Here is a 23309-nt window from a genome sequence, read left to right on the forward strand (position 1 = left end):
CAGAGAACGGAGGCTCACGCCCCCATGTACTCAGTCACTGACCCGGCCACGGGTGAACTGATCGAGGAGATCGAGAACGCCACCAGTGCGCAGGTCGAGGCGGCGATCGAGCGGGTCCACCGCGGCTATTCGTCGTGGCGGCTCAGGCCGGTCGCAGAGCGCGCGGCGATTGTGCTGCGGGCCGCCGAACTGTTCGCCGAGCGGGCCGACGAGCTGGCGGCGATCATGACGCTGGAGATGGGCAAGCGGATCAACGAAGGACGCGGCGAGGTCGGCATCGTCGTGGACATCTTCACCTACTACGCGACGAACGGCCCGGCCTTGCTGGCGGACGAGCCGTTGACGATCAAGGGCGGCCAGGCCGTCATCACCAAGGAACCCATCGGCGCGCTGCTGGGCGTGATGCCGTGGAACTTCCCGTGTTATCAGGTCGCCCGGTTCGTGGCGCCCAACCTGGTGCTCGGCAACACGATTCTGCTCAAGCACGCCTCGATCTGCCCGCGGTCGGCGGCCGCGATCGAGCAGGTGCTGCACGATGCCGGCGTACCCGAGGACGCGTACGTCAACATCTTCGCTTCGAGCAGGCAGATCCCGGCGATCCTCGCGGACGCGCGCATCCAGGGTGTGTCGCTGACCGGCAGCGAGAACGCGGGCATCTCGGTCGCTGCCGAGGCGGGCAAGAACCTCAAGCGCTGTGTCCTGGAGCTCGGCGGGTCCGACCCGTTGATCGTGCTGGACACCGACGACATGGAAGAGACGGTCAAGGCCACCGCCACCGCCCGGATGCGCAACTGCGGCCAGTCGTGCAACGCGCCCAAGCGCATGATCGTGCTGGCCGACATCTACGACGAGTTCGTCGACAAGCTGACCAAACGCGTCGCCGACTACTACCAGCCAGGCGACCCCGCCAACCCGAAGACGACCCTGCCGCCACTGGCGTCGATCGCGGCGGCCGACGAGGTCGCGGCTCAGGTCGAGACCGCGATCAAACAGGGCGCGACGCTGCGCACCGGCGGGCGCCGGATCGGTCCGGGCGCGTACCTCGAGGCCACCGTCCTGACCGACGTCACGCCTGAGATGAACGCGTACTACGAGGAGACCTTCGGGCCTGTCGTACTGGTCTTCCGTGCGGAGACCGAGGCCGAGGCGATCGCGATCGCCAACGACTCACCCTTCGGGCTGGGCGCCGCGGTGTTCGGCACCGATCCGGAACGCAACCAGCGGGTGGCCCGGCAGATCGAGTCGGGCATGGTCTACCTCAACAAGTCCGGCGGTTCCCAGGCCGACCTGCCGTTCGGCGGGATCAAACGGTCCGGCATGGGCCGTGAACTCGGCGCGGCGGGCATCGAGGAGTTCATGAACAAGAAGTCCATCCGGCTGTAGTGAGGGAGCTCGCGGCTGGTCGGCGACCGGCCGCGAGCACAGGCTAGCCAGCTTCGTTAGCGATCCTGAGCGAGCCTTGGTGTTGTGAATTATGGTCTGGGTTGTGGAGTTGCTGCGTTCATCCATGGCTGCGAAGCGTTTGGGGTTCACCCGATGACGCTTCGTCAGTGGACGATCAATGGCAGGATTCGGATGGCAGTGTGACGGTGGTGCGGGTGACACATGAGGATCGGCTGGCCCGGTTCGAGGTCGGTTGGCTTCGGCGGCTGTTCGCGGTGTGCGGCGTGACCCTGGAGGTGCCGCATCCCAGGAAGTCTGGTGGCCGGGACGAACTCCTCAAAGACTTCGTTTCGTTGATGACTACCTTCGCGGGCCGCTTGTACGGCATGCGCAGCGCGGAGGCCCGCACGCGGCTGCTCACCGAGACCGGCCAGCGCATCGAGGACGGTGTGGTGTGAGCCGGAAACGTCAACTTGCCGAGGGCGAGACTTCCCGTACCGCGTGTGCCCGTGCGGTGCTGCGCACGGGCATGGATGAGAAGACCGGCGAGTTGCTGTCCGCCGCCAATGTGGCGGAGCGTGTCGGCTGGGCTGCCGATTTGGTGTCCGGGATGGTCACCGGTCTGCTGGCCGACCACTGGAACAGTGTTGATGTGGACATGCTTGCCTCGGGTGCGGATGCGGGCGGGCGCGCGTTGCCGTCGAACGCGTGGATGGCCTTGCGTCGCCTGGGCTGGAATGCCGCACCGGCCGAGGGTGTGAAGGTCAATGACCGGATCGTGCGGATGGCTCAGGAACAGGCCGGGCGTGTGCTGCGCTCGGCGAAGTGGCGGGCCGGTCTGACCGCCGCGGTACTGGCAACCTGGCCCGCCGTCCCGGCCAAGCGCACCCCGCAGGAGTGGGACGCTGTACGCCAGGCCATTGGGCAGGCCATTGCTGGCGGGCAGCACCAGCCCTCCAGTGTGATCGCATCCCGTACCCGGCACGTGGCTGCCTTCGCCCGCAGACACGGGCGGCTGCCGGTGGATGTGTTCGACCTGGAGCCCGCGCCACGGAGCGCGCGGATGCTGCTGCTGTCAGCGTGCGACAAGCAGCAGGCCACCCTCGAGCGCGCGGATGACGCGGGCCGGGTGCTACTGCGGCTGCAACTGCCCACACGGCATGACCCGAGGTCCTATCAGGACTGGGCGTGGGTGGCCTGCCCGATCTCGCTGCCGCCGACGGTGCCCGCCAGTGCGATCCTGCACCTGCCCACCCTGCGCGTCCGCCAGGACCGTGTTCGCGTTGATCTGGCCTATACTCACGCCGTTCCCCGGACCTGGAGCACCGGGCATACCGTCGCGCTGGGTGTGGACTGGGGCCTCAACACTCTGCTGTCCGCTGGGACCGTCCGGCTGCATGATGACGGCCGTATCACCGCCCTCGGGGCCGGGAGCATGTTCCGGGCCGCTGGTGTTCTGGCCAAGCAGCACCGGCTGCGCAGGCACAGCGAGCGCCTGCACGCCAAGGCTGAGCAGTACCAGAGGCTGGCCGCCGGCGACACCGAACACCCGCTGGAGGCCAAGCACCAGGTCCTGCAGGAGGAGATCCGTGCGGTGTCCGCCCGCCGGTCGAACCTCAACGACGCCCTGGCGTGGTCCGCCGCGCGCTGGGCCGTGGACCAGGCGCTCGCCAGCACCGCGACCGTGATCTACGTCGAGGACCTTCGGTCGATGGAAGCCCGCGGCATGGGCCGCACCCATAACACGCGCCTGTCCCAGCAGATACGCGGGCGGATCGTGGATCGGATGCGACACCTGGCCGTCGAGGCTGGGATCGCTGTGGTCACCGTCCCGGCCCGCAACACCTCCAAGCACTGCCCCCAGTGCCTCACCGTCCTGCGGCACCGTAAAGCCCCCGACCGGCCCACCACACCCGGATGGAAGTGGGCTCTCTGCGGCTCGTGCGGTTACCAGGGCGACCGCGACACCGGCGCGTGGCAGCGCATCGCCGCACGCGGCCTGACCCATCAGGCCAAGACCGTCACCGACCGCGCCAGTAATGCCGCCAGCAGCGCCATGGTCGTCCGCACGGTCGTGGACACACTCGAAGCGGGCGCGGTCATCACACCCGCGAAGACCAGCCGAGACCGGACCAAGACCGGACCCACCCGGCCACGATCCACACGCCCCGCGCCCAGGCGACGCAGGGCACCCTCCCCCACCCGCCCTTCGGGACCGGCGGGCCAGCGTCCGGAGGGACACGCTCACACGGACCGGACCCGGCTGCCCCGCGCAGCCCACCGGCACCAGGACGTGACAACGATCAGCACACCCATCACCCGGCACAAGCCACGAGGAGCAGCACTGGGCGCAGGATTCCACCTGCATACCCACGCCACCCCTCCACGATGGGCCGACCCACCGCCGGACATCACGTCCAGCATGGGATCGCTTAGCTGATCAGAGACGCTTGATCTTTCCGCGAGGACACCCTATCGTCGCCCAAGCAAGGTTAGGCTATGCTAACTGAACGGGCCTGGTGTCATGTCGAGAGTCAAAACGCCTGCTCAGCGTAAGATGATCCGGGCCGAAGTGGTGCGTACCCACCGCACCAGCCCGAGCTTCGTGACGCTCACGATCGGCGGGCCGGACCTCGCCCATTTCGTACCCGCCGGGTTCGACCAGTGCGTCCGCCTGTTCTTCCGCCGCGACGGCCAACGCGAGCTGGCAATGCCGACGAGGTCCAACAACGTGTGGGTCGCCCAGCACATGATGTCCCGCACGGCCACCCGGCCCTGGGTACGCAACTACACCGTGCGGGCGTTCCGTCCGGACAGCCTCGAGATGGACATCGAGTTCGCATTGCACGGTGACGACACTCCCGCAACAGCCTTCGCCACCAAGGCAAGTGAAGGCGACCCGGTCGGGATCTTCGACGAGGGCGTCGGCTACTGGCCCACAAAGGACACTCAGTTGCTGGTCGCCGACGAGAGCGCAGTCCCTGCCGCACTGGCGATCCTCGACCACGCCCCACAAGACCTGCGGGCCCACGTCTACCTCGAAGTGCCACGCACAGCAGACATCCGGAACCTGGACACGCCACCAGGCGTGACCGTGCATTGGATCGCCCGCGACGACTCCCCCGAACTTCCCGGTCAGCCGGCCTTGCGCACGCTCAAGGCCGCGGACCTGCCCGACGGCCCGCTGTACACGTGGGTCGCCGGCGAAAGCGCGCTGGCCACAGGGTTGCGACGACATCTGGTGCAGGACCGGAAGATGCCGAAGTCCGACGTCACGTTCCTCGGCTACTGGCGGCACGGCAAAGCCAGCCTCGGCTGATCGACCGCATCAACACGGGCGATCTCAGCCAACGTCCGATAAACGCGCTGGTTATGTCAGTGGGCGTTCGGTCGCGTTCAGGCCGCGGCGTTTGTGGGTGCTTCGGGAGCACCTTTACGGTCTCTCCCATGGCGGTTCGGGACGAGATTTTGCAGGCGGCGCTGTTCTGCTTCAGCTCCGAGGGGTACGAGCACACCACCGTCGCTCGGATCCGGGAGGCCAGCGGGGTCTCGAACGGTGCCTTGTTCCACCACTTCCGCTCGAAGGAGGCGATCGCCGGGGCGCTCTACCTGGACGCGATGGCCTCGATCCACGACGCCTATCGCCAGGTCCTCACCGGGCGGCCGGCAACCATCGCGGAGGGCGTCGGCGACTTCGTGCGTCAGCATCTTCGGTGGATCGAGGAGCATCCAGACCTGGCCCGGTTCATCTACGCACAGGGACGGTTCCATCGGCTGCCGGAGGTCGACGCACGCCTGGAAGAGATGAACGCGGACATCGGCGCCGCCTACGTCGAGTGGCTGGAGCCGTTCATCGCCCGCGGTGACGTCCTGCGGCTGCCGCTGGACGTGATGGTCGCGATCGTCACCGGGCCCGCGCACGCGATCGCGCAACGCTGGCTTGCCGACGGAGGGCAGGGGTCGCTCCTGCGCCACGCCGACGTGCTCGCGCAGGCCGCCACGGCGGGCCTCGGCGCCACTCCCGTGCCTGTCCCACCGTCGCCCCACCGGCCAGCGACGGCCCGGATCCGCATCGAGCTACTCGACGACGACGGCGCACCGCTGGCGAGCGGTAGAACGGAACTCCGCCTCGACCCATCAGAGTAATACTCCAGAGTAGTACTCTGGCCATCATTCGAGAGATGGAGCAAAGATGACCCTGAACACCGTCGCGCCGTCAGACGACACCCAGCAGCCGACGCTCCGCGCCGAGGCCGTGGCCGCCGCGTCCCGGTTCGCGCCGCGGGCCAGGGAACTCCGGCAGCACGTGATCGACCACCACGAGATCCACCCGGAGCTGTGGTCGGAGCTCTGCGACCGCGGCTGGCCGGGCTTGCTCAGGTCGGACGGCCTGGCCGGCATGTCCCTGGTTCTGGAGGCCTTCGCCGAGCAGGGCATCCTGCTCTGGCTGCCGGTCCTGTCCTCGGCGGTCGCGCACGCGATCGACAAGCAGGGTCCCGACCCCGCCCGCCGGTGGCTCGAGGGAGTCTCCGCCGGCACCACGCTGCTGGGCGTAGCCATGACCGAGCCGGAGACCGGCCACAACGTCTTCGCCACGCGCACCCAGATCCGGCGCGACGGTGACACCTTCGTGGTCAACGGCTTCAAGCAGGTCACTTCGGGCCTGGACATCGTCGACCGGGTCCTCGTGCACGGACGTGCGGTCGGCCAGGACGGCACGTCATCCGGGTACGCCACCGTCCTGGTCGACCCGCGCGCCGCAGGCGCCACGGCCACCGAGGTGCCGATGGGAAACCGGGAAGGCCTGCGCCAGTTCGGGCTCGAACTCCGCGACGTCGTCGTGCCGGCGGCGGACCTGGTCGGCGACGTGGGCTCCGGGATGCTCGTGCTCTGGTCGTTCGCCAACGTGGAGCGCGTCCTGACGGCATCGATCTGTCTCGGCGCGGCCCGGCACTGCATCGAGGCCGCCGTCGATCGGGCTCGCACCCGCACCATCGCCGGCGGCCTCCCGATCGGCACCAAGCAAGCCATCTCGCATCCGATTGCCCGACTCCACGCCAGGTATTCCGCCGCGCGATCGCTGCTGCTCGACATCACCGCGGCCTTCGACGCCGGTGACGACGGCGCCTCGTTCGCCAGCAACGTCAACGCGGTCAAGGTGCTGGCCTCCGAGCTGGCCTTCGACGCGGCCGATCACACCGTGCAGGTCTTCGGTGCCGAGGCGTGGGACCGGCGCGGGCCCTGGATGGATCTCTACCTCGACGCGCGCCTGTCGCGCTCGGGCCCGTTGAGCAACGAGTTCGCGCTCAACTTCCTCGCCGAGCATGTGCTCGGCTTGCCCGCCAACTGACGGTTGGGCCGCCCGGGGCAGTCGCAGCCGTCGGCGACCGGGCCCCGGCTCCCGCCCACCTCCAGATATCCCGGCCCCTACCGCGCGCCGGCGCCAGCACCCGTAACCGGAGGATCCAACAGTGCGCGACACTCTCGCCCCAGGCCTACACGCCACATTCGACTACCCGGTGCCCGCCGAACGGACCGTGCCGCACCTGCTGCCCGAAGCCGCCGAGTTCGCCGCGATGCCGTACGTGCTGGCCACCGGATACCTGGTCGGACTGGTCGAGTGGACATGCATGCGAGCGCTGGCCGACCACCTGGAGCCGACCGAACGCACGCTCGGGGTGCACGTCGACCTCAGCCACGAGGCTCCCACCCCACCCGACCACATCGTGACCATCGACGTCGAGCTGACCCGGATGGAAGGGCGGATTCTGACTTTTGAGGTGACGGCCCGCGACGAGGCCGCCGTGGTGTGCCGGGGCACGCACCGACGCGCGGTGATCGACCTCGACCGGTTCGAGCGCAAGTTGTCCGCCCGCCAGTAGGCGAGTCAGGGCCTGCTCCAGCTGCGTCCGGGTAGCCGCGCGGGCGGGGCCGGCACCCTGACCAGCCGGGAACATGCGATGGCCCGCGCCGCATTCCCGTGCACACCAACAGATCGGCGAACACTGCGGTGCGCCTTCCCACTGCTGGCCGGTCGCCCATAAGCGTCCAACTGCGACAGTCGGGAAACTACGCCACAAACGTCAGGCATCCGGCGCAACACTTGAGAATTCATTGCTGTCCCTCCGTCACCGCATCGATCGCAAGCATCGCCAACTCCCGGACAGCCGTGGTAACCCCTACTGGTCCGACCGGCGAGCTTGCCCATCTCCTCCGGTCGGACCAGGGATGTTTAGGCCAGTTGTCCGATGGGCACCTTGTCGCGTCCGGCATGACCTCGGGGAGGGCCGTGAGCTTCTGGGAGTTCGTCAGCGACCGCTGGAGCAGACTGCTCAGTGAGTCGTTGTTGCATGTCAGCGCGGTGGTGCAGTGCACGATTCTGGCCGCGTTGATCGGGGTGGCGATCGGCGTGGCGGTGTACCGCAGCCCGATCGGGTCCACCGTGGCCACCGCGCTTACGAGCGCGATTCTCACCATTCCGTCGTTCGCGCTGCTTGGGTTGCTGATCCCGGTGCTTGGGCTGGGCGCAGAACCCACGGTCGTCGCGTTGGTCCTTTATGGCCTGCTGCCGATTGTGCGCAACACGATCGTCGGACTGGCCGGTGTGGACGGTGCGATCACCGATGCCGCCCGCGGCATCGGGATGAACAGGTTCGGGGTGCTGACCCGGATCGAGTTGCGGCTGGCGTGGCCGGCGATTCTGGCTGGGATGCGCGTCGCGACACAGATGCTGATGGGTATCGCGGCGATCGCGGCGTACGCGCGTGGTCCCGGTCTCGGCGTCGAGATCTTCGCCGGGCTGACCCGTGCGGGCAGTGCCAACGCCACCAACCAGGCGATCGCCGGCACGGTCGGCATCGTCATCCTGGCCCTTGTCCTGGACGGGATCTTCGTCCTGATCGGCCGGTTCACGACTTCGAGGGGGATCAGTGGCCAGTGAGATCCAGCTGACCGACGTCACCAAGCGCTACCCGGGCCGCCGCCCGCCCGCGGTCGACAACTTCACCATCACCATCCCGGCCGGGCAGATCGTGGTGTTCGTGGGCCCGTCGGGCTGCGGCAAGACCACCACCATGCGCATGATCAACCGGCTGATCGAGCCCACCTCGGGCAAGATCACGATCGACGGCAAGGACGCGCTTTCCCTGGATCCGGACGATCTGCGGCGTGGCATCGGGTACGCCATCCAGCAGGCCGGGCTCTTCCCGCACATGACCGTCGCCCAGAACGTCGGTGTCGTTCCCGGGCTGCTCGGCTGGGAGCGCAAGAAGGTCACCGACCGCGTGGACGAGATGCTCGACTTGGTCGGGCTGGACCCGGCCGAGTTCCGCAACCGGTTCCCCCGCCAGCTTTCGGGTGGTCAGCAGCAACGCGTCGGCGTAGCCAGGGCTCTTGCCGCCGACCCGCCTGTGCTGCTGATGGACGAGCCGTTCGGCGCGGTCGACCCCATCACGAGGGGCAACCTGCAGGACGAGCTGATGCGTCTGCAGGCCGAACTGCGCAAGACGATCGTGTTCGTCACCCACGACTTCGACGAGGCCGTCAAGCTCGGCGACCGGATCGCGGTGCTGGGCAACCAGTCCAAGATCCTGCAGTACGACACGCCTGAGGCCATCCTCGCCAACCCGGCCGACGACACCGTTGCCGGGTTCGTGGGCGCGGGTGCTTCGTTGAAGCAGTTGACATTGCGGCGGGTGCACGATGTGGAGCTGGCGAAGGCCGGCGTCCTAGTGTCCACAGAGGATGATCCCGGTGAGATCCGGCGCAAGCTCGTCGACGCCGGCAAGAGCTTCGCGCTGATGCTGGACGGCCGGCGCCGGCCGGTGAGCTGGGTGCATGTCCGTGAACCCCAGGTGCAGCGCCCGATTCGCGACATGGTGTCCAATGAGTCGACGCTGCAGGACGCACTCGAGGCGATCCTCACCGAGGGCGGCAACGCAGTCGTGACCGGTGCCCGCGGCGAGTACGTGGGCCTGGTCGAAATCGACACTGTCATGGCGATCGTCCGTCAGTTGCGGGAGGAGAACGCATGACGGCCGTCGCGGTCGAGACGAAGCGCGCGGCGGGCCTCCGGATGTTCGCTCAGCCGATCGCGGTCGTCGTGCTGGTCACGGTCGTCCTTGTGTGGGCGTTCACGCAGGATCTCGACGCGATCGAAAAGCAGAGCATCAACGCGCCGGTGCTGCTCGGTGCCGTCTGGGACCACCTGGTGATCAGCTTCGTGGTGACCGGGCTGGTGCTCGTGATCGCCGTCCCGCTGGGGATCGTGCTGACCAGGCGGTGGGCCCGCCGCGCGGCACCGTTCTTCCTGGCGATCGCCACCATCGGCCAGGCGTCACCGACGATCGGCATCCTGGTGCTGTTCTTCCTGCTGTCGGGCTGGGAAGGCCTGTGGGCGGCCGCGCTGCCGATCACCTTCTACACACTGCTTCCGGTGCTGCGCAACACAATGGTCGGCCTGCAACAGATCGATCCGGCACTGGTGGACGCCGGCCGCGGCATCGGGATGTCCGCGTTCGCCGTGCTGCGGCGAATCGAACTGCCCCTGGCGATTCCCCTGATCCTCGCCGGGTTGCGGACCGCCCTCGTGCACGCGGTCGGCGTCGCCACCATGGCCGTGTTCGTCAACGGCGGCGGCCTCGGCCTGCTGATCGACACCGGCTACAAGCTCTCCCGGATCACCGTCCTGATCACCGGCGCCGTCCTGGCCGTCGCACTCGCGCTGCTGGTCGACTGGCTCGGCGCGGTCGCCGAGCAGTACCTCGGACCGAAGGGACTCCGTTGAAACGCCTTGCCGCTCTGCTGGCCACGGCCGGACTGCTGGCCGGGTGTGGCCTGGAGTCCAGCTACACCCTGCCGTTCTCGGTCGTCGCCGGCTCGATCAAACCGGTCCCCGCACTGTCCGGTGTGGCCGTCGCGGTCGGGTCGAAGGACTTCACCGAGAGCCACATCTTCGGCTACATCTCCGAGGTCGCGCTGACCGCCGCCGGTGCCGACGTGCGGGACATGACCAACATCCAGGGCTCCAACAGTGCCCGCCAGGCGCTGCTGACCGGCGATATCGACCTGTCCTGGGACTACACCGGCACCGGCTGGATCTCGTATCTGGGCAACACCTCCCCCATCCCGGACGAACGCGCCCAGTACGAGGCCGTCCGCAAGGCCGACCTCGACCAGAACGGGGTTGTCTGGCTGGACTATTCGGCCGTCAACAACACGTACGCGTTCGCGGTGACCAAGCAGTTCGCCGAGGCCAACAAGCTCCGGACCACCAGCGACATGGTCAACCTGATCAAGCAGGATCCGGGTAAGGGCATCTTCTGCCTGGAGACGGAGTTCGTCAGCCGTCAGGACGGATTCCCCGGCGTGGCAAAGACCTACGGCTTCGATCCGGGTTCGGTCCAGGTCAAGGTCTTCGGCACCGGCACGATCTACACGGCGACCTCGAACGGCAACTGCAACTTCGGCGAGGTCTTCACCACCGACGGGCGGATCCTGGCGCTGAACCTGGTGGTCCTGGAGGACGACAAACGGTTCTTCCCGCAGTACAACGCGACCGTCACGCTGCGAAAGGACTTCAACGAAGCGCATCCGCAGGTCGCCGAGGTGATGGCCCCGATCCTGGGGAAGCTCGACAACGACACCATGCGCAAACTCAACGCCGAGGTCGACGTCGATGGCCGCGACCCAGCCGTGGTCGCCCGCGACTGGCTGGCACGGGAAGGGTTCGTCGGCAAGGACTGAGTCAACGACGGCTGCCGGTGATGACGTAGGCCAGCAGCCCACCGGCTCCGGCGATCAGTGCCGTGACCACGGCAATCGTGCTGTTCGGTGGTTGTGTGGGCCAGGTCAGGGCCTGCATCAACGCGGGTTCCGACATGCTCGGGAAGACGGCGGAGCCGCCGGCCCAGACAAGCGGGAAGCACCAGGACAACTGCTTGCCAAGGATTGCGGCACCGAGAGCGGTCAGTCCTGCGAGGCCGAAAGCGTCTCGCAGGACGACTTCGATCGGGGCCATACCGGTTGCGGCGACCGCGACGGCGACCAGGCCCATCACGGCCAGGATGTGCCCGAGGCGGCGTGGCGGCCAACTGAAGGCGGCGGTTCGTTCGAGATCCGGATCCGCTCCGCCAAGTCCAGCACCGAACACGGCGACGCCGAATCCGATGGCGAGCACGGCCAGCGTCCACCGGGCGTGCTCAGGGCTGCCCACCCCGACGAGCCAGAACGCGGCGGCCGCGCCGAAAGCCGCGGCGAGCGCGGTGGGTACTTGGCGCGAACGCAGGTAGAGGTTGAGAAATCTCAAGACGCGCTCCCGGTCAGCACAGTGAGCAGGTCGCCGTCACAGGTGCGGGCAGCTGTCCGAAGAGCGGCGATGCGCTCCACCTGGGTGGATTTGGGCAGTGCTTGCACTGCGGTCCACAGTTTCTCGCGTTCGACGCGTTCTTCGGGCTGCAGTTGGGGTCCTGGGGTGTCGAGCGTGCCGTAGAGCCAAGCTGCGGCGATGGCTCGGGCGCGGTAGTCGTCGCTACAGGGCCGTGTGCCCGCGCCGGCCAGCATCCGTACGACCAACTCCTCGGGCGTGCCTTGCCAAACGCCGCCGGGTTTCAGATTGTCGCTGTGGAACCAGACGACGTCGGCCGGTTGTACCCGGGTACGCCATTGGTCCAAGTCGCCGGCGATCTCATGCAACGAAGTCGGCGCGTCGGGAATCTGCGAAAGTCGTTTCAATGCCTGCCGCGCAGGGCCTTCCAGTACCGCAAGCGCGTCTTTGTGGGCCGCGGCAACGCATACCCTGCCATCGGGCGTACACACCTCTGCAGTGGCAGCGGGATCTGGCTCGAATCCAGATGCCGGAGCCGCAGTGAGCAACGGGATCGCGACCACGAACCCCAGCGCGGCTGGAACGAGCGCGACAGCCAAGGTACGGCGACGAACCGCAACCGAGAGCAGATATCCCGTGGCCGCCAGGACGAGGAACCACACCGCCTGCGCAAGGTTCACCGAATCGGCAACCCTGGTGAACTCGTCCACGGTCGTGCTGAACAGCGGCGCCAGCAGTGCGGCCGGACCCGGCAGCCCGGACTTGGCCAGCTGGACAGGCACGAGCAGCACCACAAAACCGAGCACCACCAACGCAGGCGCGGTGTACGTCGACGGCCACAGCCGTCCGATGCCCATGCCCAGCCATCCCGCTGCGACAAGCGACAGTGCACCGACCGCGGCCACCACGAGCCAGCCGAAGTGGAAATAGCTGGTCCCACCGGCGACTCGAATCGCACCGGCCGCCAATATCGCCCCATATCCGAGAACCAGGCCGATCGCCATCGCAGCCGAAGCCGGCAGCACCCGCTGCCACACCGGTCGCGCGGTCGTGCCGAGCAACTCCCCCATGCGTGACCGCTGCTCACGGCGGGCCTGCCACGCACCCGCCCCCAACGCAACCGGCCACAGCAGTATCAGCATGATCCGTTCGAACACGGCCAGAACGGTCCACTGTGTACTCCAAAGGTCGGTCTGGTCGCTCAGCGCCAACGTGTACAGACCCGCCACACCGAGCAGGCCCACCACGACGCCTGCGGTGATTCCCGACGAGCGGCGTAGTTCGATGCCCAGGATTCGACGCTTCACGCGGACCCTCCCGCGCGATAGCGAGCGAGCAACGCCGAATAACCGCGTTCAATGGGGCTGTCGCCGATGTCGTCGCTGCCACCGGCCGCAGTGAGGTCAGCAGGAGTCCCCTGGAATACCAGCTTGCCGCTGTCCATCAGCACCACGTCGGTGCAGGCCGCGGCGACATCCTCGACCAGGTGCGTGGACACCAGAACACACGACTGCGTCCCGAGTTCACGCAGCAACGTGCGGAACTCCAGTCGCTGTGCAGGATCCAGGCCCACGGTGGGCTCGTCGAGCAACAGCAGTTCGGGGTCGTTGACGATCGCCTGGGCGATTCCCGCGCGCCGCACCATTCCGCCGGACAGGGTTTTCATCCGGTCGTCAGCGCGGTCGGCCAGCCCGACGCGTTCGATCACGCGCTGGACCGCCCCAGGGATGTCGGTTGCCGGCATCTCCTTGAGCCACGCGATGTACTCGACGAACTCCCGCACAGTGAATCGGGGGTAGAAGCCGAACTCCTGCGGTAGATATCCCAGTCGGCGGCGCAACGCGCGCAGGTCGGTGCGTCCGCCGATGGACTGGCCGAGCAGCTGCAACTCGCCGTTCGCCGGGCGCAGCACGGTCGCGAGCGACCGGATCAGTGTGGTCTTGCCCGCACCGTTCGGGCCGAGCAGGCCGTGCACTCCGGTGCCCAGTCGCAGGTCCAGGCCGTCGACGGCCATCCGCCGACCGGCCCGTACGTTCAGGCCCTCGGCTTGTATCTGCCAGCCGTAGCTGGTCGGCGCCACTTCTGCGGCGCTCACCATGCGTGGCATGTCTTCTCCTTATGGATTCGTCAGGTCAGATAGGCGGGTGCGCGCCGGTGCACCACCACGGCGGCGACGACCGCGGCCAGCACCCAGCCGGGAAAGCTGATCGGGTGCAGCACCACAGGGATGGCGCCGGTCAGCAGGCTCGGGATGACCACGGCGACCGCCCAACACAGCGCCAACGTGCCCGCCGCTCGTGCCACCCCGATGACTGTGCCCAGAGCCAACGTGCCGAGCGTGAACGCCAGGCACGGCAACAGCCACAACACCGGCGAGCCATCGGCCAGCACAGCGGCGATCGCCAGCATCGGGATCACCACCACGAGCACGGCAGCCGTACGCCTCAGCACCATGGACAGCCCCGCCCGCGGCGCACCCGCGATCAACTCGTACATCGGGTCCATCCGGCGTGTCCACGACGCCGCCACGCCAAGTAACGGCATGACGGGCGCCAGCAGCACGACCAAGGACGGCAGGCCCGCTGAACCGGTCCTCGCCACGATGTCGAAGCCCAGCGCCGCCAGCACCACCAACGCCGTCATCGCCAGCCATGGCAGCAGCGACGGCGACGCCCATGTGAGCAGCCGACGCTTCAGCTGTGAACGCACAGGCGCGGGTGTGCTCGTCGCGGTCGCAGCCACGTCCTGCCACACCACATCAAGCAGGTCACCCAGCTGTGGCTGCCGCTCGGCGAAGATCTGTGCCAGCCGTTGCTGGCACACCATGCAGGTCTCCAGGTGCGCTTCGATCGTCCATTCCTGCTCTGGGGACAACGCCGATCCGCCTGCCGCGTATCGCTCGATGAGCTGCTCGGACGCGTGGACGCCGCTCATGACATCGCCTCCCGCATCGCGAGCCGCGCCCGGCGAGCTCGCGTCTTGACCGTGCCTTCCGGAATTCCGAGCAGGACCGAGGTCTCCCGGACCGACAACCCGTCGAGCACCATCGCCCGCAGCACCTGCCGCAGTTCCGGCGCCAGGCTGCTCAACGCCTCACCCACATCGCCGGACAACGCGTCCGCCAGGGCCAGGTCCTCAGCCGGCGGGGCGACTTCCTCACCCATGGTTGGCGCCTGCGTGTTGCGGCCTTCACGACGGAACGCGTCGACCAGCCGCCGCGCTGCGATCGTCCACAACCAGCCGCCCGCAGTCGCTCCCACGAAGGCCCCGGCACCCCGCCACACGGACAGGTAGGTCTCCTGGAGGACCTCGGCGACGATCTGCTCGTCGGCACATCGCCGACGCAGCCGCAGGACCAGCCATGGCGACGTGCGTCGGTAGAACTCCTCGAACGCCGCGCGGTCTTCCCGCGCGACCCTGCGCAGCAGGTCTTGCTCGTCTGCCGCCCGCAGGTCCACTGGACTTCGCCTCACATCAGGTCTGTCGCGAGGCGACACCGGTCAGGTTCTGCACCCTGAGTGAGCTGCGTCACCCGACGCGTTGACACAACGTCACTCCGGGAGTGTCGCAGGGGATCACCAGGTCGGCCGGACCAGATGAGAATGAGCTGGTGAACAACGGAATCATCGCGGTGGGCCCGACGCTCGCCGTCGTGCTCGTCCTGCTGACCACGACAGCGGCCATGATCGTCTGGCTGGGGCGGCTCACCGCCTGGCGTCCGATCCTCACCGCGGCTGTCCGGGCCACGGTTCAGCTCGCCGCGGTGTCCCTGCTGATCGTGGCCGTGCTCCGGTCGGGCTGGCTGACCGCCGCGTTCGTGCTGATGATGTTCGCGGTGGCGAGCCTGACGTGCGGGCGCCGCATCGGCACCTGGCGGGACGGCATGTGGACCGCCATCGCGCTCGCCGCCGGGGTCGCCCCTGTCCTTGGGCTGCTGACCGCGTCCGGCTTGATCCCCCTCAGCCCCATCGCGATGGTGCCGGTCGCCGGCATCCTCATCGGCGGGGCCATGACCGCGACTTCCCTCGCGGGCCGCCGCGCTCTTGACGAACTACGCACGCGCCACGGCGAATACGAGGCTGCTCTCGCTCTCGGTTTTCTCCCCCGCGATGCGGCATTGCTGATCAGCCGCCCCACTGCGGGCCAGGCCCTTGTCCCAGCTCTGGACCAAACCCGCACGGTCGGCCTGGTCACGTTGCCTGGCGCCTTTGTCGGTGTCCTTCTCGGCGGCGCTACCCCAATCCAGGCAGGCGCCACGCAACTTGTTGTGCTGATCGCGTTACTTGCCGTCGAATCGGCTGCCGTGCTGCTCACGGTCGAACTGATCGCCGCCGGAAAACTGGGCTCCGCCAATTGGCCGGACCCGGGTCGTTGAGCGGAATGGCCGAAGCGACACCGCCGGGTGGCGGCACGTAATCCGAATTGGCCGGCCCGCACGCCCGATGACGTGCGGGCCGGATTGAACTCAGGAGTGCGGGCAGGTGTCCCGGTACTCCTCGATCAGCGAACTCGGTGCCGGTGGCGGGCAAAGGAATTGGTCGTAGCGGGTGTCGTTGTCGATGAAGCGCTTCAGCCAGGAGATGCTGTACTTGGCGATCGTTGTGTTCGCCGACGTCGGCGCGGAGTGGCCGGCGTTGTTGAGTTCCAGGTACGCCTTGTCCGGGGCCGCGGTGAGGCTTTGGTAGAACGGCTCCGAATGCGAGGCGACCGCCGCCGTTGTGTCGTTCTCGGCGCCGACCACCAGAGTCGGAACGCTGACCGTCGGCCAGCTCTTGGTGGTATGCCAGCCGGTCAACGGAATGGCCGCCTGCAGTGCGGGCCGGTTGGCAGCCGCGCGCAGAGAGCCGCCGCCACCCATCGAATGGCCCATCACACCGAGCCGGGTGCCGTCGATTCTCGTCCGCACCGAACTGGACTGCACCAAGTAGTCCAATGCGGCCAGCAGTTGGGTACCCCGGCTGTCGGGGAAGTCGAGACCCGAAAGCGTGTCGATGGTGAAGACAACGAAGCCCTGGGACGCCAGCCGTGGCCCGTACCAGGCGACACTGGACTGGGTGCCGGTGAATCCCGGGGAGATGGCGACGGCACCGAACGTGCCCTCGCTGGTGGATGTCGGATAGTAGATCGTCCCGCCGCGGAACCCGCTTACCGCGCTCGCGGAGACCGTGGTCTGCGCGATGGCGAATGGGCCGCGGGCGGCTTCGATACTGGCGACGGTCGGGGCCGGGCCCCGTTCGTAGGGATTGTCGGCCGCCAGCGCGGGTGACGGGCCGGCGAGTGCGGTCGCGGTGATTGCGAGCAGGACGAACAGGTTGCGAGTATGCACAGCTTTGTACACCTCATAGGTCGCAGGGAGACCTTGCCCCCAACACGTTACTAGCCGGTAGGCTTCACCGAAAGCGACAATCTGCCTACGCCCCGCACGAGGTGATTCAGCACACGCCACGCCGAACTCATACCCGTAGTGATCGATTCCGACTTCGGGAATCTATGCTTATTCCAGCTATCCGAATTCCGCTCTAGGCATTCACCCGAAGCGGCCGAGAAAGAAGCAGGCATCCTTATGGCCCAGAAAGTCACTGTCCAGCTGGTCGACGACCTGGACGGCACGGCGTCCGACGACATCACCACCGTTACCTTCGGGCTGGACGGCGCCACCTACGAGATCGACCTGACCGCGAACAACGCCGCCAAGCTGCGCAACCAGCTCGGCGACTTCGTCAGTTCCGCACGCCGCACCGGCGGCCGGGTCAAGCGCGGCACCACACCCGGTGCCACCACGCCCACGGCCAACCGTGAGCAGACCAAGGCAATCCGGGACTGGGCACGTCAGAACGGCTACGAGCTGTCCGACCGCGGTCGCATCCCCGGCAACGTGCTCGAGGCCTTCGAGCAGGCACACGCCACCAACGGCAAGAAGAAGTAACTCCCCCTGAATGGGTGAGTGACGGCCGTCGCCTCGGGTAGCCCTTCTCTGCGTATCGATTCTCCCTACATCGATCGCACGAGAGGAGGCCGGCGGCGGGGATGATCCACCAGACCGGCACCCAGCCCGTATCACCGCGTTCCCGCGTTGATGCCGGCTGGGTGTACCCGAGGCCCGAATCAATCACCACTCGATAGGCACATTCTCGCCATCAGCCTCTTTATGGATAGTCACTAAAAGACTATTTCCTGGGAATTGGGCCGGTTTGGTCGGTGGCGATCCCGCTGATTGTGTTGGTGCTGTGATTGTTTGCAAGACGTGCCCTCGCCGGGCGGGCAAACCTCCCTCAGATGAGGACGGAAGAGCGGTTCGCGCTCTCCTCCTCGGTCGGCCTGCCCCCAGGGTGACCACACGAGCCCAGGACAGCGCTCGCTCTCGTCCGCCGGCGCCATCTCTTTGTTGATGCACTTCGCTGAGAGGCGACTTGGGTGTGGGCCGGGTTTCGCTGGGGCGTGCCGGGCTTGGGCTGGTCGCCGCTGCTTGCGGCGCCCTGGACTCGGATGGCTGATGCTATACGGTCGAATCCATGATGGATCTTGCGCCGACCGGCGTTCTGCGGGCCTCGATCAACCTGGGCAATCCTGTTCTTGCGCAGGGTACCGCTGATGAACCGGCCGGTGTCACAGTGGACATCGCCCGGGAGATCGCTGGCCGGCTGGATGTGCCCGTCGAGTTCCTGTGTTTCGATGCCGCCCGTAAGTCCTTCGAGGCGATGACCGAGGGTAAGGCTGACATCTGCTTCCTGGCCATTGATCCTGCGCGCGAGGCTGAGGTCGCCTTCACCGCGCCCTACGTCGTGATCGAGGGTGTTTACGCCGTGCCGGAGGACTCCCCCTTCACCACGCCCGCCGAGGTCGACAGTCCGGGTACGCGCATCGGCGTCAAGCAGGGTTCTGCCTACGACCTGTTTCTCACGCGCACTCTCCAGCATGCGACTGTTGTCCGCGGCCTTGAGGGCACGTTCGTCTTCCAGGCCGAACGCCTCGACGCGGCCGCTGGTATCAGGCAGCCCATCACCAAGTTCGTCGCCGCCAACCCTGGCACCCGCCTGATCGACGAGCGGTTCATGCAGATCCAGCAGGCCGTCGGCACCACGAAGTCCCGCGATCCGAAAACTGTCCCGTTCCTGTGTGGCCTCATCGAAGAGTTGAAGGCCAACGGCTTCATCGCCGAGTCCCTCAAGCGCTCCCACCAGGCGGACGCCGCTGTCGCTCCCCCGGCTTAGGACCGTTGTCCCGCCGCACGGGTCGCGCGGGCACCGAAAGCGCGTAGGTACTCGGCGAGTTCAGGTGGCCCGTGCACTTCGAACTCGCAGCCGAGCATCGTCAGCCGGAATGCCAGCCACTCCAATGTGTCCGTGTGGCTGCGCAGGCTGCAGGTGCGGTCGTCGATCGGGGTCAGCTCGCCGAGTGACGTGCCTACCTTGTGCGCGATCTTGTCCATCGGCGCGTGCAGTGTCGCGACAGCCTGATAGGTCGGAATGATCGAGTAGAGCTTGCTGGTGACGTAACTGGCCGCGTCCGTGGCAGGCAGTTCCCGGGGCACGAACCGGGCGCCGGTCGGCCACAATGCGTCCATCCGGTCGAGCCGGAAGATGCGCCAGTCGTCGCGGTCGTTGTCGAAGGCGACCAGGTACCAGCGGCGACTGGCCGACACCAGGCTGTGCGGTTCTGCCAGCCGCTTGGTCTCCGCGCCGGTGTTGTCCTGGTAGGCGAAACGCAGCCGCTCGTGGTTGGCGATCGCGGTGGCAACTCCCGTCAGGGTCTCCGGCTGAACGGTCGGGCTGTCCCCGGTGAGCAGTGGCACGGTCGCTGAGCCCAACGCAGCAACCCGACGCCGTAGTCGCGTCGGCAGTACGCGTTCCAGCTTCGTCAACGCGCGCACAGATGCTTCGTCGATTCCGTTGACGGCGTGGCCGGACGCGATGCGCAGGCCGACCGTGATCGCTACGGCTTCCTCTTCATCGAGCAGCAACGGCGGGATTGCGGTGCCGGCGACGAGACGGTAGCCACCTTCGGCGCCCATGGTCGCCTCGACTGGGTAGCCGAGGTCACGCAGGCGCTCGATGTCACGGCGGACAGTCCGCGCGCTGACGTCCAGCCGCTCGGCCAGTTCGCTGCCCGGCCACTCGCGGGGAGTCTGCAACAGGGACAGCAGTTTCAGCAGCCGGGCCGCGGTGTCAGTCACATGTTCAGGATGCCGCACAACTAGGACATGATCTGACCTACATCGTCTCTAACGTAAGTCCCATGAGCAACGACATCCGCCCGTTCCGTATCGACATCCCGCAGGCCGACCTGGACGACCTGCACACTCGCCTGGCCATGGCCCGCTTCCCGAACCAGCTGCGTGGCGACGGCTGGAGCCGGGGTGTGCCGGTGAGCCATCTCCGCGAGGTGGCCGAGTACTGGCGGACGACTTACGACTGGCGTGCGCACGAGGCGCGGCTGAACGAGTTCCCGCAGTACATCACCGAGATCGACGGGCTGGGCGTGCATTTCCTGCACGTGCGTTCGCCGGAGCCGGACGCGCTGCCGTTGGTGCTCACGCACGGCTGGCCGAACACGTTCGTGGAGTTCGCCGACCTCATCGGGCTGCTGCGGGACTTCCACGTCGTCGTCCCGTCGGTGCCGGGTTTCGGCTTCTCCGACGCCCCGAAGACCAGCTTCGGCGCGCCTGAGGTGGCGGACATGTGGGTGAAACTCATGCAACGGCTCGGCTACGACCGTTACGGCGTGGAGGGCGGGGACTTCGGTGCCTATGTCGCGCCTGAGATGGCCAAGATCGCGCCGGACCGCGTGGCAGGTGTGTACATCATCGGCGGGCTGGGCTTTCCCACCGAGGCCGACCTGCCGGAGATGACCGAAGAGGAGCGGGCGGGGTTCGCCTGGATGATGGACCAGGACTGGATCAAGGGCGTGGACCATCACGCTCTGCTGCGGTCGGCGCCTCAGACGTTCGCGTACGGCTGGAACGACTCGCCGGTGGCCGCGCTCGCCTGGATGACGCAGAAGTTCCACGAGTTCAACGCCAGCGGCAAACCCCTGGAAGAGGCCATCAGCCGGGACGCGTTCCTGACCAACCTGAGCCTGTACTGGTTCACCGGCACGTTCGGCACGTCGGCCTGGCCGTACTTCGACAGCACGGAGATCGGCTGGCCCGAAGGCCAGCCGACGGTGCCCACCGGTGTCTACAACGGACCGCCCGGGATCCGGCGATTCGCCGAGCGCACCAACAAGATCGTGCACTGGCCGGAGAACAATCCGGCCGGCCACCACTTCGTCGCGATGGACGAGCCGTCGGCCTTCGCCGCGGACATCCGGGAGTTCTTCGCCAAAGTCCGGTGAAGCAATTACCCTTCGAGGTGACCGACGACGGTACGCGGAGTGAGACGCCCCTTCGAAGGCTCGCGAGTGACAGCACCTGCTGAAGCCGCAGACGTCAACGCCCCAACAGCATCAGCAGGCCGGTAGATCGTCTCCAGCAGGGCATACTGCTGCAACTCGGCGACGGTGCAGCTCCGCCGCCGAGCCAGCTCCGCCAGCAACGCCCGGCGCAACGGCAGAAGCTGAGGTGTGAGCGAGATATCGACCAAGGCGCGCTCGGCATCGCGCGGATCGCGATAACGAATCCCCGCGAACTCGTCCGCTGCCCACAGCTCGTTCTTGAATATCGCGAGATGCTTGCTGTCCCCAGTGGCGAACACCAGCAGCTGCGCCCCACCGCCCTCGGCAACCAGCTCAACAGTGACCGCGCATCCCAGCCCCACTGCGCGCAGCCGCTCCCGGTACTCCGTCACCGGCTCCCGCACAGGCAACGTGAGCAGAACCTCCCGGGACTTGCCCCGCCCCAACGAATCCACCAACCGCCACACGTCCGACTCGCCGAATGCCCCATCCTCAACCACATCCAAATGCAGCAGCACCGGCCCGGCCACCGCAAGATCCTCAGCATCAGCGACCGACCGCACCGCCAGCCCCGCCGGTGCCTCACCCAGCACCGCCGGGCCGGAAGCCCCTGCCATCACCATATCCAGGCGATGCCCCTCAAGCCGGTCAGCGAACTCACCGAAAACCCGAAACGCGTCCCCCGCAAAACTTCCACCGCCGGCCTCCACATAGGTGGCCCCGCGATGCGACCGCAGCGCGACCGGAGTCCACGCATCGAGATACCGCACGAGCACCTCACGCTTGACCGCGAGATGCGGCCTGCCGCCGCGCTCGGACATACCTCCGGTTCTACCGCGCCTGCCGTCCCCACACCAGGGTGAACATGAGTTGATCTTCCGGCCGCTCCGTCCGCTGCGATTTCATTCCGAAGACATTTCCCCGGCTTGAGGTTTTGTTAAGGAAGTCCGACGTGGACAATTCTTGAAACGATGTGTTCGATAACGGTTCAGACACAGACAGAAACGGTCTCGGACATTTGACAGACGAGTGGTGCGGAACGGCACATTCACCGAAGGGGTACGCCATGATCGGGTTCGAGATCGAGATAAGCCTGTTGGTCGACGACGGGAAGGGCACCAAGCTGGACGGGGAGAGCAATCTCGCGAAGTGCCCGGCGCACAATCTCAAAATTGTCAGTGACAAGCGTGGCGGTTACTCCAACATCGAATTCGTCACCGAACCGGTCCCGGTGACCGGCGCGAGCAGCACGACGGGGCCGGCCTTCCTGATGAACCAGGTCGACGGCATCAGGACGATGCGGGACGCGCTCTACGGGACCAAGCCGGGTTCCTTCGCCGCCGCGATCGCTCCGTACGGCAACCCGGTCGAACATGGTCTCAAGGCACGGATCATCAACTTCCCCGGCGACTACACGCCGGCCGAGCACGACGGGACCGATGGGCTTTTCCTGCACTACTCGGTCGGTGTGCCGGTCAGGGCGCTCGCGGGATTCTTCGACCTGCTGCGCACCACAATCGCCCCGTTCACCCCTGGTCACCCGGCTTTCCTGAACCGCGCGCGGTTCCGCACCAGCCAGGCGGCGCAGATCGCCACCGAGGTGGCCAACGACTTCGCGGTCAACGGCGCCACCAGCCAGCAGAGCGTCCAGGTCATGCACGCCTACATGCAACTGGTGTACACGCAGATCGCCGGGATCGCCGACTACACCAGCGAGGTGCAGGAGTCGGGGCAGGTCAAGAACACCACCGTCGCCCTGTGCCGGACCTCGTTCCACGAGATCTTCCCGGCATTGCCGCAGGACGTGCTGACGTACCTCGGGCTCAGCTGGAAGAGCGAGACGATGCTCGACCGGATCGCGAAATACCAGGACACGACGGAGACCCCCGGGAAAACGGCGAGTTTCAACGAGAACGTCGTCCGGCAAATCCCCGGCCTGCCCGCGTTCTCACTCAGTGACTACCTGAAATCCGCGCTCACCGGAGCTCCGCAAGTGTTCCAGTCGAGTATGTACGGGAAAATGACCCTCATTCCGCCGACTGTCGAGAACGGCGACAATCTGGCCGTTTTCGAGCTTCGCACAATGGGCGGTCACTACAAGACCTGGGACCAGGTGAAGGCCGACCTGAATGTGCTGGTCACCTGGGTTCAGACCGTCTAAACGGGCAGCACAAAACGCAGGCTGGCGGCCGACAACCATCGGCCGCCA

General features: G+C 67.0%; 24 protein-coding genes. 16 read left to right on the forward strand and 8 right to left on the reverse strand.

The features are described from left to right. Positions 1-24: 24 nt before the first annotated feature. The 11 genes from JOF56_RS40330 to JOF56_RS40380 all read left to right on the forward strand — a co-directional run bounded on the left by JOF56_RS40330 (position 25) and on the right by JOF56_RS40380 (position 11127). A complete protein-coding gene (locus JOF56_RS40330; protein WP_209644775.1) occupies positions 25-1383 on the forward strand; it encodes an NAD-dependent succinate-semialdehyde dehydrogenase in 1359 nt (452 codons plus the stop codon). Between the two features lie 167 nt (positions 1384-1550). After that, positions 1551-1841: a hypothetical protein gene (locus JOF56_RS40335; protein ID WP_209644777.1), complete on the forward strand. Its 291-nt coding sequence runs from the start codon at positions 1551-1553 to the stop codon at positions 1839-1841. Then, entirely contained in the window at positions 1838-3823 is a 1986-nt protein-coding gene (locus JOF56_RS60365; RefSeq protein WP_209644779.1) for a zinc ribbon domain-containing protein, read from the forward strand. The genes JOF56_RS40335 and JOF56_RS60365 overlap by 4 nt, the downstream gene beginning before the upstream one ends. 84 nt (positions 3824-3907) lie before the next feature. Further along, entirely contained in the window at positions 3908-4702 is a 795-nt protein-coding gene (locus JOF56_RS40345) for a siderophore-interacting protein (RefSeq protein WP_245378576.1), read from the forward strand. Positions 4703-4830: 128 nt separating this feature from the next. Beyond that, positions 4831-5529, forward strand: a complete 699-nt coding sequence (locus JOF56_RS40350; protein WP_209644780.1) for a TetR/AcrR family transcriptional regulator — start codon at positions 4831-4833, stop codon at positions 5527-5529. A 46-nt stretch (positions 5530-5575) separates the two neighbouring features. Beyond that, positions 5576-6733, forward strand: a complete 1158-nt coding sequence (locus JOF56_RS40355; RefSeq protein WP_209644782.1) for an acyl-CoA dehydrogenase family protein — start codon at positions 5576-5578, stop codon at positions 6731-6733. Between the two features lie 121 nt (positions 6734-6854). After that, the gene (locus JOF56_RS40360; protein ID WP_209644784.1) at positions 6855-7265 is read left to right on the forward strand and encodes a thioesterase family protein; all 411 of its coding nucleotides are present in this window, start codon (positions 6855-6857) and stop codon (positions 7263-7265) included. 389 nt (positions 7266-7654) lie between these two features. Continuing rightward, positions 7655-8323: an ABC transporter permease gene (locus JOF56_RS40365; protein ID WP_245378577.1), complete on the forward strand. Its 669-nt coding sequence runs from the start codon at positions 7655-7657 to the stop codon at positions 8321-8323. Continuing rightward, on the forward strand, positions 8313-9416 hold the full coding sequence (locus JOF56_RS40370; RefSeq protein ID WP_209644789.1) for an ABC transporter ATP-binding protein: 1104 nt from the start codon (positions 8313-8315) through the stop codon (positions 9414-9416). Before JOF56_RS40365 ends, JOF56_RS40370 begins: the two co-directional genes overlap by 11 nt. Next, positions 9413-10168 (forward strand): ABC transporter permease, encoded by a 756-nt coding sequence (locus tag JOF56_RS40375; RefSeq protein WP_209644791.1) that lies wholly within the window; start codon positions 9413-9415, stop codon positions 10166-10168. Before JOF56_RS40370 ends, JOF56_RS40375 begins: the two co-directional genes overlap by 4 nt. Then, positions 10165-11127 carry a glycine betaine ABC transporter substrate-binding protein gene (locus JOF56_RS40380; protein ID WP_209644793.1) on the forward strand — a complete coding sequence of 321 codons (963 nt, stop codon included), beginning with the start codon at positions 10165-10167 and terminating at the stop codon, positions 11125-11127. Before JOF56_RS40375 ends, JOF56_RS40380 begins: the two co-directional genes overlap by 4 nt. 1 nt (position 11128) lies before the next feature. Here JOF56_RS40380 and JOF56_RS40385 read toward each other — a convergent pair whose 3' ends face one another. From JOF56_RS40385 to JOF56_RS40405, 5 genes are read right to left on the reverse strand one after another with little or no spacing between them, the layout of a single operon-like run. After that, positions 11129-11689 carry a hypothetical protein gene (locus JOF56_RS40385; protein ID WP_209644795.1) on the reverse strand — a complete coding sequence of 187 codons (561 nt, stop codon included), beginning with the start codon at positions 11687-11689 and terminating at the stop codon, positions 11129-11131. After that, on the reverse strand, positions 11686-13014 hold the full coding sequence (locus JOF56_RS40390; protein WP_209644797.1) for a hypothetical protein: 1329 nt from the start codon (positions 13012-13014) through the stop codon (positions 11686-11688). Before JOF56_RS40390 ends, JOF56_RS40385 begins: the two co-directional genes overlap by 4 nt. Further along, a complete protein-coding gene (locus JOF56_RS40395; protein ID WP_209644799.1) occupies positions 13011-13814 on the reverse strand; it encodes an ABC transporter ATP-binding protein in 804 nt (267 codons plus the stop codon). Before JOF56_RS40395 ends, JOF56_RS40390 begins: the two co-directional genes overlap by 4 nt. Positions 13815-13834: 20 nt before the next feature. After that, positions 13835-14641, reverse strand: coding sequence for a cupin domain-containing protein (locus tag JOF56_RS40400; protein ID WP_209644801.1), 807 nt, complete (start codon positions 14639-14641; stop codon positions 13835-13837). Next, positions 14638-15180 (reverse strand): RNA polymerase sigma factor, encoded by a 543-nt coding sequence (locus tag JOF56_RS40405; protein ID WP_209644802.1) that lies wholly within the window; start codon positions 15178-15180, stop codon positions 14638-14640. Before JOF56_RS40405 ends, JOF56_RS40400 begins: the two co-directional genes overlap by 4 nt. Before the next feature lie 137 nt (positions 15181-15317). Between JOF56_RS40405 and JOF56_RS40410 the strand changes: the two genes are divergently transcribed. Next, complete coding sequence (locus JOF56_RS40410) at positions 15318-16082, forward strand: ABC transporter permease (RefSeq protein ID WP_209644804.1); 765 nt, start codon at positions 15318-15320, stop codon at positions 16080-16082. Between the two features lie 90 nt (positions 16083-16172). Here the strand turns inward: JOF56_RS40410 and JOF56_RS40415 are convergent, their stop codons facing one another. Beyond that, a complete protein-coding gene (locus JOF56_RS40415; protein ID WP_209644805.1) occupies positions 16173-17033 on the reverse strand; it encodes a dienelactone hydrolase family protein in 861 nt (286 codons plus the stop codon). Between the two features lie 237 nt (positions 17034-17270). Here JOF56_RS40415 and JOF56_RS40420 point away from each other — a divergent pair, with 237 nt between their 5' ends. Further along, positions 17271-17633, forward strand: coding sequence for a histone-like nucleoid-structuring protein Lsr2 (locus tag JOF56_RS40420; protein WP_209644807.1), 363 nt, complete (start codon positions 17271-17273; stop codon positions 17631-17633). Between the two features lie 586 nt (positions 17634-18219). Further along, entirely contained in the window at positions 18220-18918 is a 699-nt protein-coding gene (locus JOF56_RS40425; RefSeq protein WP_209644809.1) for a transporter substrate-binding domain-containing protein, read from the forward strand. Here the strand turns inward: JOF56_RS40425 and JOF56_RS40430 are convergent. Further along, positions 18915-19880: a helix-turn-helix transcriptional regulator gene (locus tag JOF56_RS40430; RefSeq protein ID WP_209644811.1), complete on the reverse strand. Its 966-nt coding sequence runs from the start codon at positions 19878-19880 to the stop codon at positions 18915-18917. The genes JOF56_RS40425 and JOF56_RS40430 overlap by 4 nt on opposite strands. A 62-nt stretch (positions 19881-19942) precedes the next feature. On the opposite strand from JOF56_RS40430, the gene JOF56_RS40435 reads away from it, so the two are divergent. After that, the gene (locus tag JOF56_RS40435; RefSeq protein ID WP_209644813.1) at positions 19943-21040 is read left to right on the forward strand and encodes an epoxide hydrolase family protein; all 1098 of its coding nucleotides are present in this window, start codon (positions 19943-19945) and stop codon (positions 21038-21040) included. Between the two features lie 5 nt (positions 21041-21045). Here the strand turns inward: JOF56_RS40435 and JOF56_RS40440 are convergent, their stop codons facing one another. After that, positions 21046-21921, reverse strand: coding sequence for a hypothetical protein (locus JOF56_RS40440; protein ID WP_209644815.1), 876 nt, complete (start codon positions 21919-21921; stop codon positions 21046-21048). Positions 21922-22166: 245 nt separating this feature from the next. Here JOF56_RS40440 and JOF56_RS40445 point away from each other — a divergent pair, with 245 nt between their 5' ends. Next, the gene (locus tag JOF56_RS40445) at positions 22167-23261 is read left to right on the forward strand and encodes a hypothetical protein (protein ID WP_209644817.1); all 1095 of its coding nucleotides are present in this window, start codon (positions 22167-22169) and stop codon (positions 23259-23261) included. The last annotated feature ends 48 nt before the right edge of the window (positions 23262-23309 follow it).

The organism is Kibdelosporangium banguiense (genome assembly GCF_017876405.1).
Classification (GTDB): domain Bacteria; phylum Actinomycetota; class Actinomycetes; order Mycobacteriales; family Pseudonocardiaceae; genus Kibdelosporangium; species Kibdelosporangium banguiense.

Coding starts and splice junctions, on each gene's coding strand:
- JOF56_RS40330 (WP_209644775.1), top strand. CDS start 25: ATGTACTCAGTCACTGACCCGGCCACGGGTGAACTGATCGAGGAGATC.
- JOF56_RS40345 (WP_245378576.1), top strand. CDS start 3,908: ATGTCGAGAGTCAAAACGCCTGCTCAGCGTAAGATGATCCGGGCCGAA.
- JOF56_RS40350 (WP_209644780.1), top strand. CDS start 4,831: ATGGCGGTTCGGGACGAGATTTTGCAGGCGGCGCTGTTCTGCTTCAGC.
- JOF56_RS40355 (WP_209644782.1), top strand. CDS start 5,576: ATGACCCTGAACACCGTCGCGCCGTCAGACGACACCCAGCAGCCGACG.
- JOF56_RS40365 (WP_245378577.1), top strand. CDS start 7,655: ATGACCTCGGGGAGGGCCGTGAGCTTCTGGGAGTTCGTCAGCGACCGC.
- JOF56_RS40375 (WP_209644791.1), top strand. CDS start 9,413: ATGACGGCCGTCGCGGTCGAGACGAAGCGCGCGGCGGGCCTCCGGATG.
- JOF56_RS40395 (WP_209644799.1), bottom strand. CDS start 13,814: ATGCCACGCATGGTGAGCGCCGCAGAAGTGGCGCCGACCAGCTACGGC.
- JOF56_RS40400 (WP_209644801.1), bottom strand. CDS start 14,641: ATGAGCGGCGTCCACGCGTCCGAGCAGCTCATCGAGCGATACGCGGCA.
- JOF56_RS40420 (WP_209644807.1), top strand. CDS start 17,271: ATGGCCCAGAAAGTCACTGTCCAGCTGGTCGACGACCTGGACGGCACG.
- JOF56_RS40425 (WP_209644809.1), top strand. CDS start 18,220: ATGATGGATCTTGCGCCGACCGGCGTTCTGCGGGCCTCGATCAACCTG.
- JOF56_RS40435 (WP_209644813.1), top strand. CDS start 19,943: ATGAGCAACGACATCCGCCCGTTCCGTATCGACATCCCGCAGGCCGAC.
- JOF56_RS40440 (WP_209644815.1), bottom strand. CDS start 21,921: ATGTCCGAGCGCGGCGGCAGGCCGCATCTCGCGGTCAAGCGTGAGGTG.
- JOF56_RS40445 (WP_209644817.1), top strand. CDS start 22,167: ATGATCGGGTTCGAGATCGAGATAAGCCTGTTGGTCGACGACGGGAAG.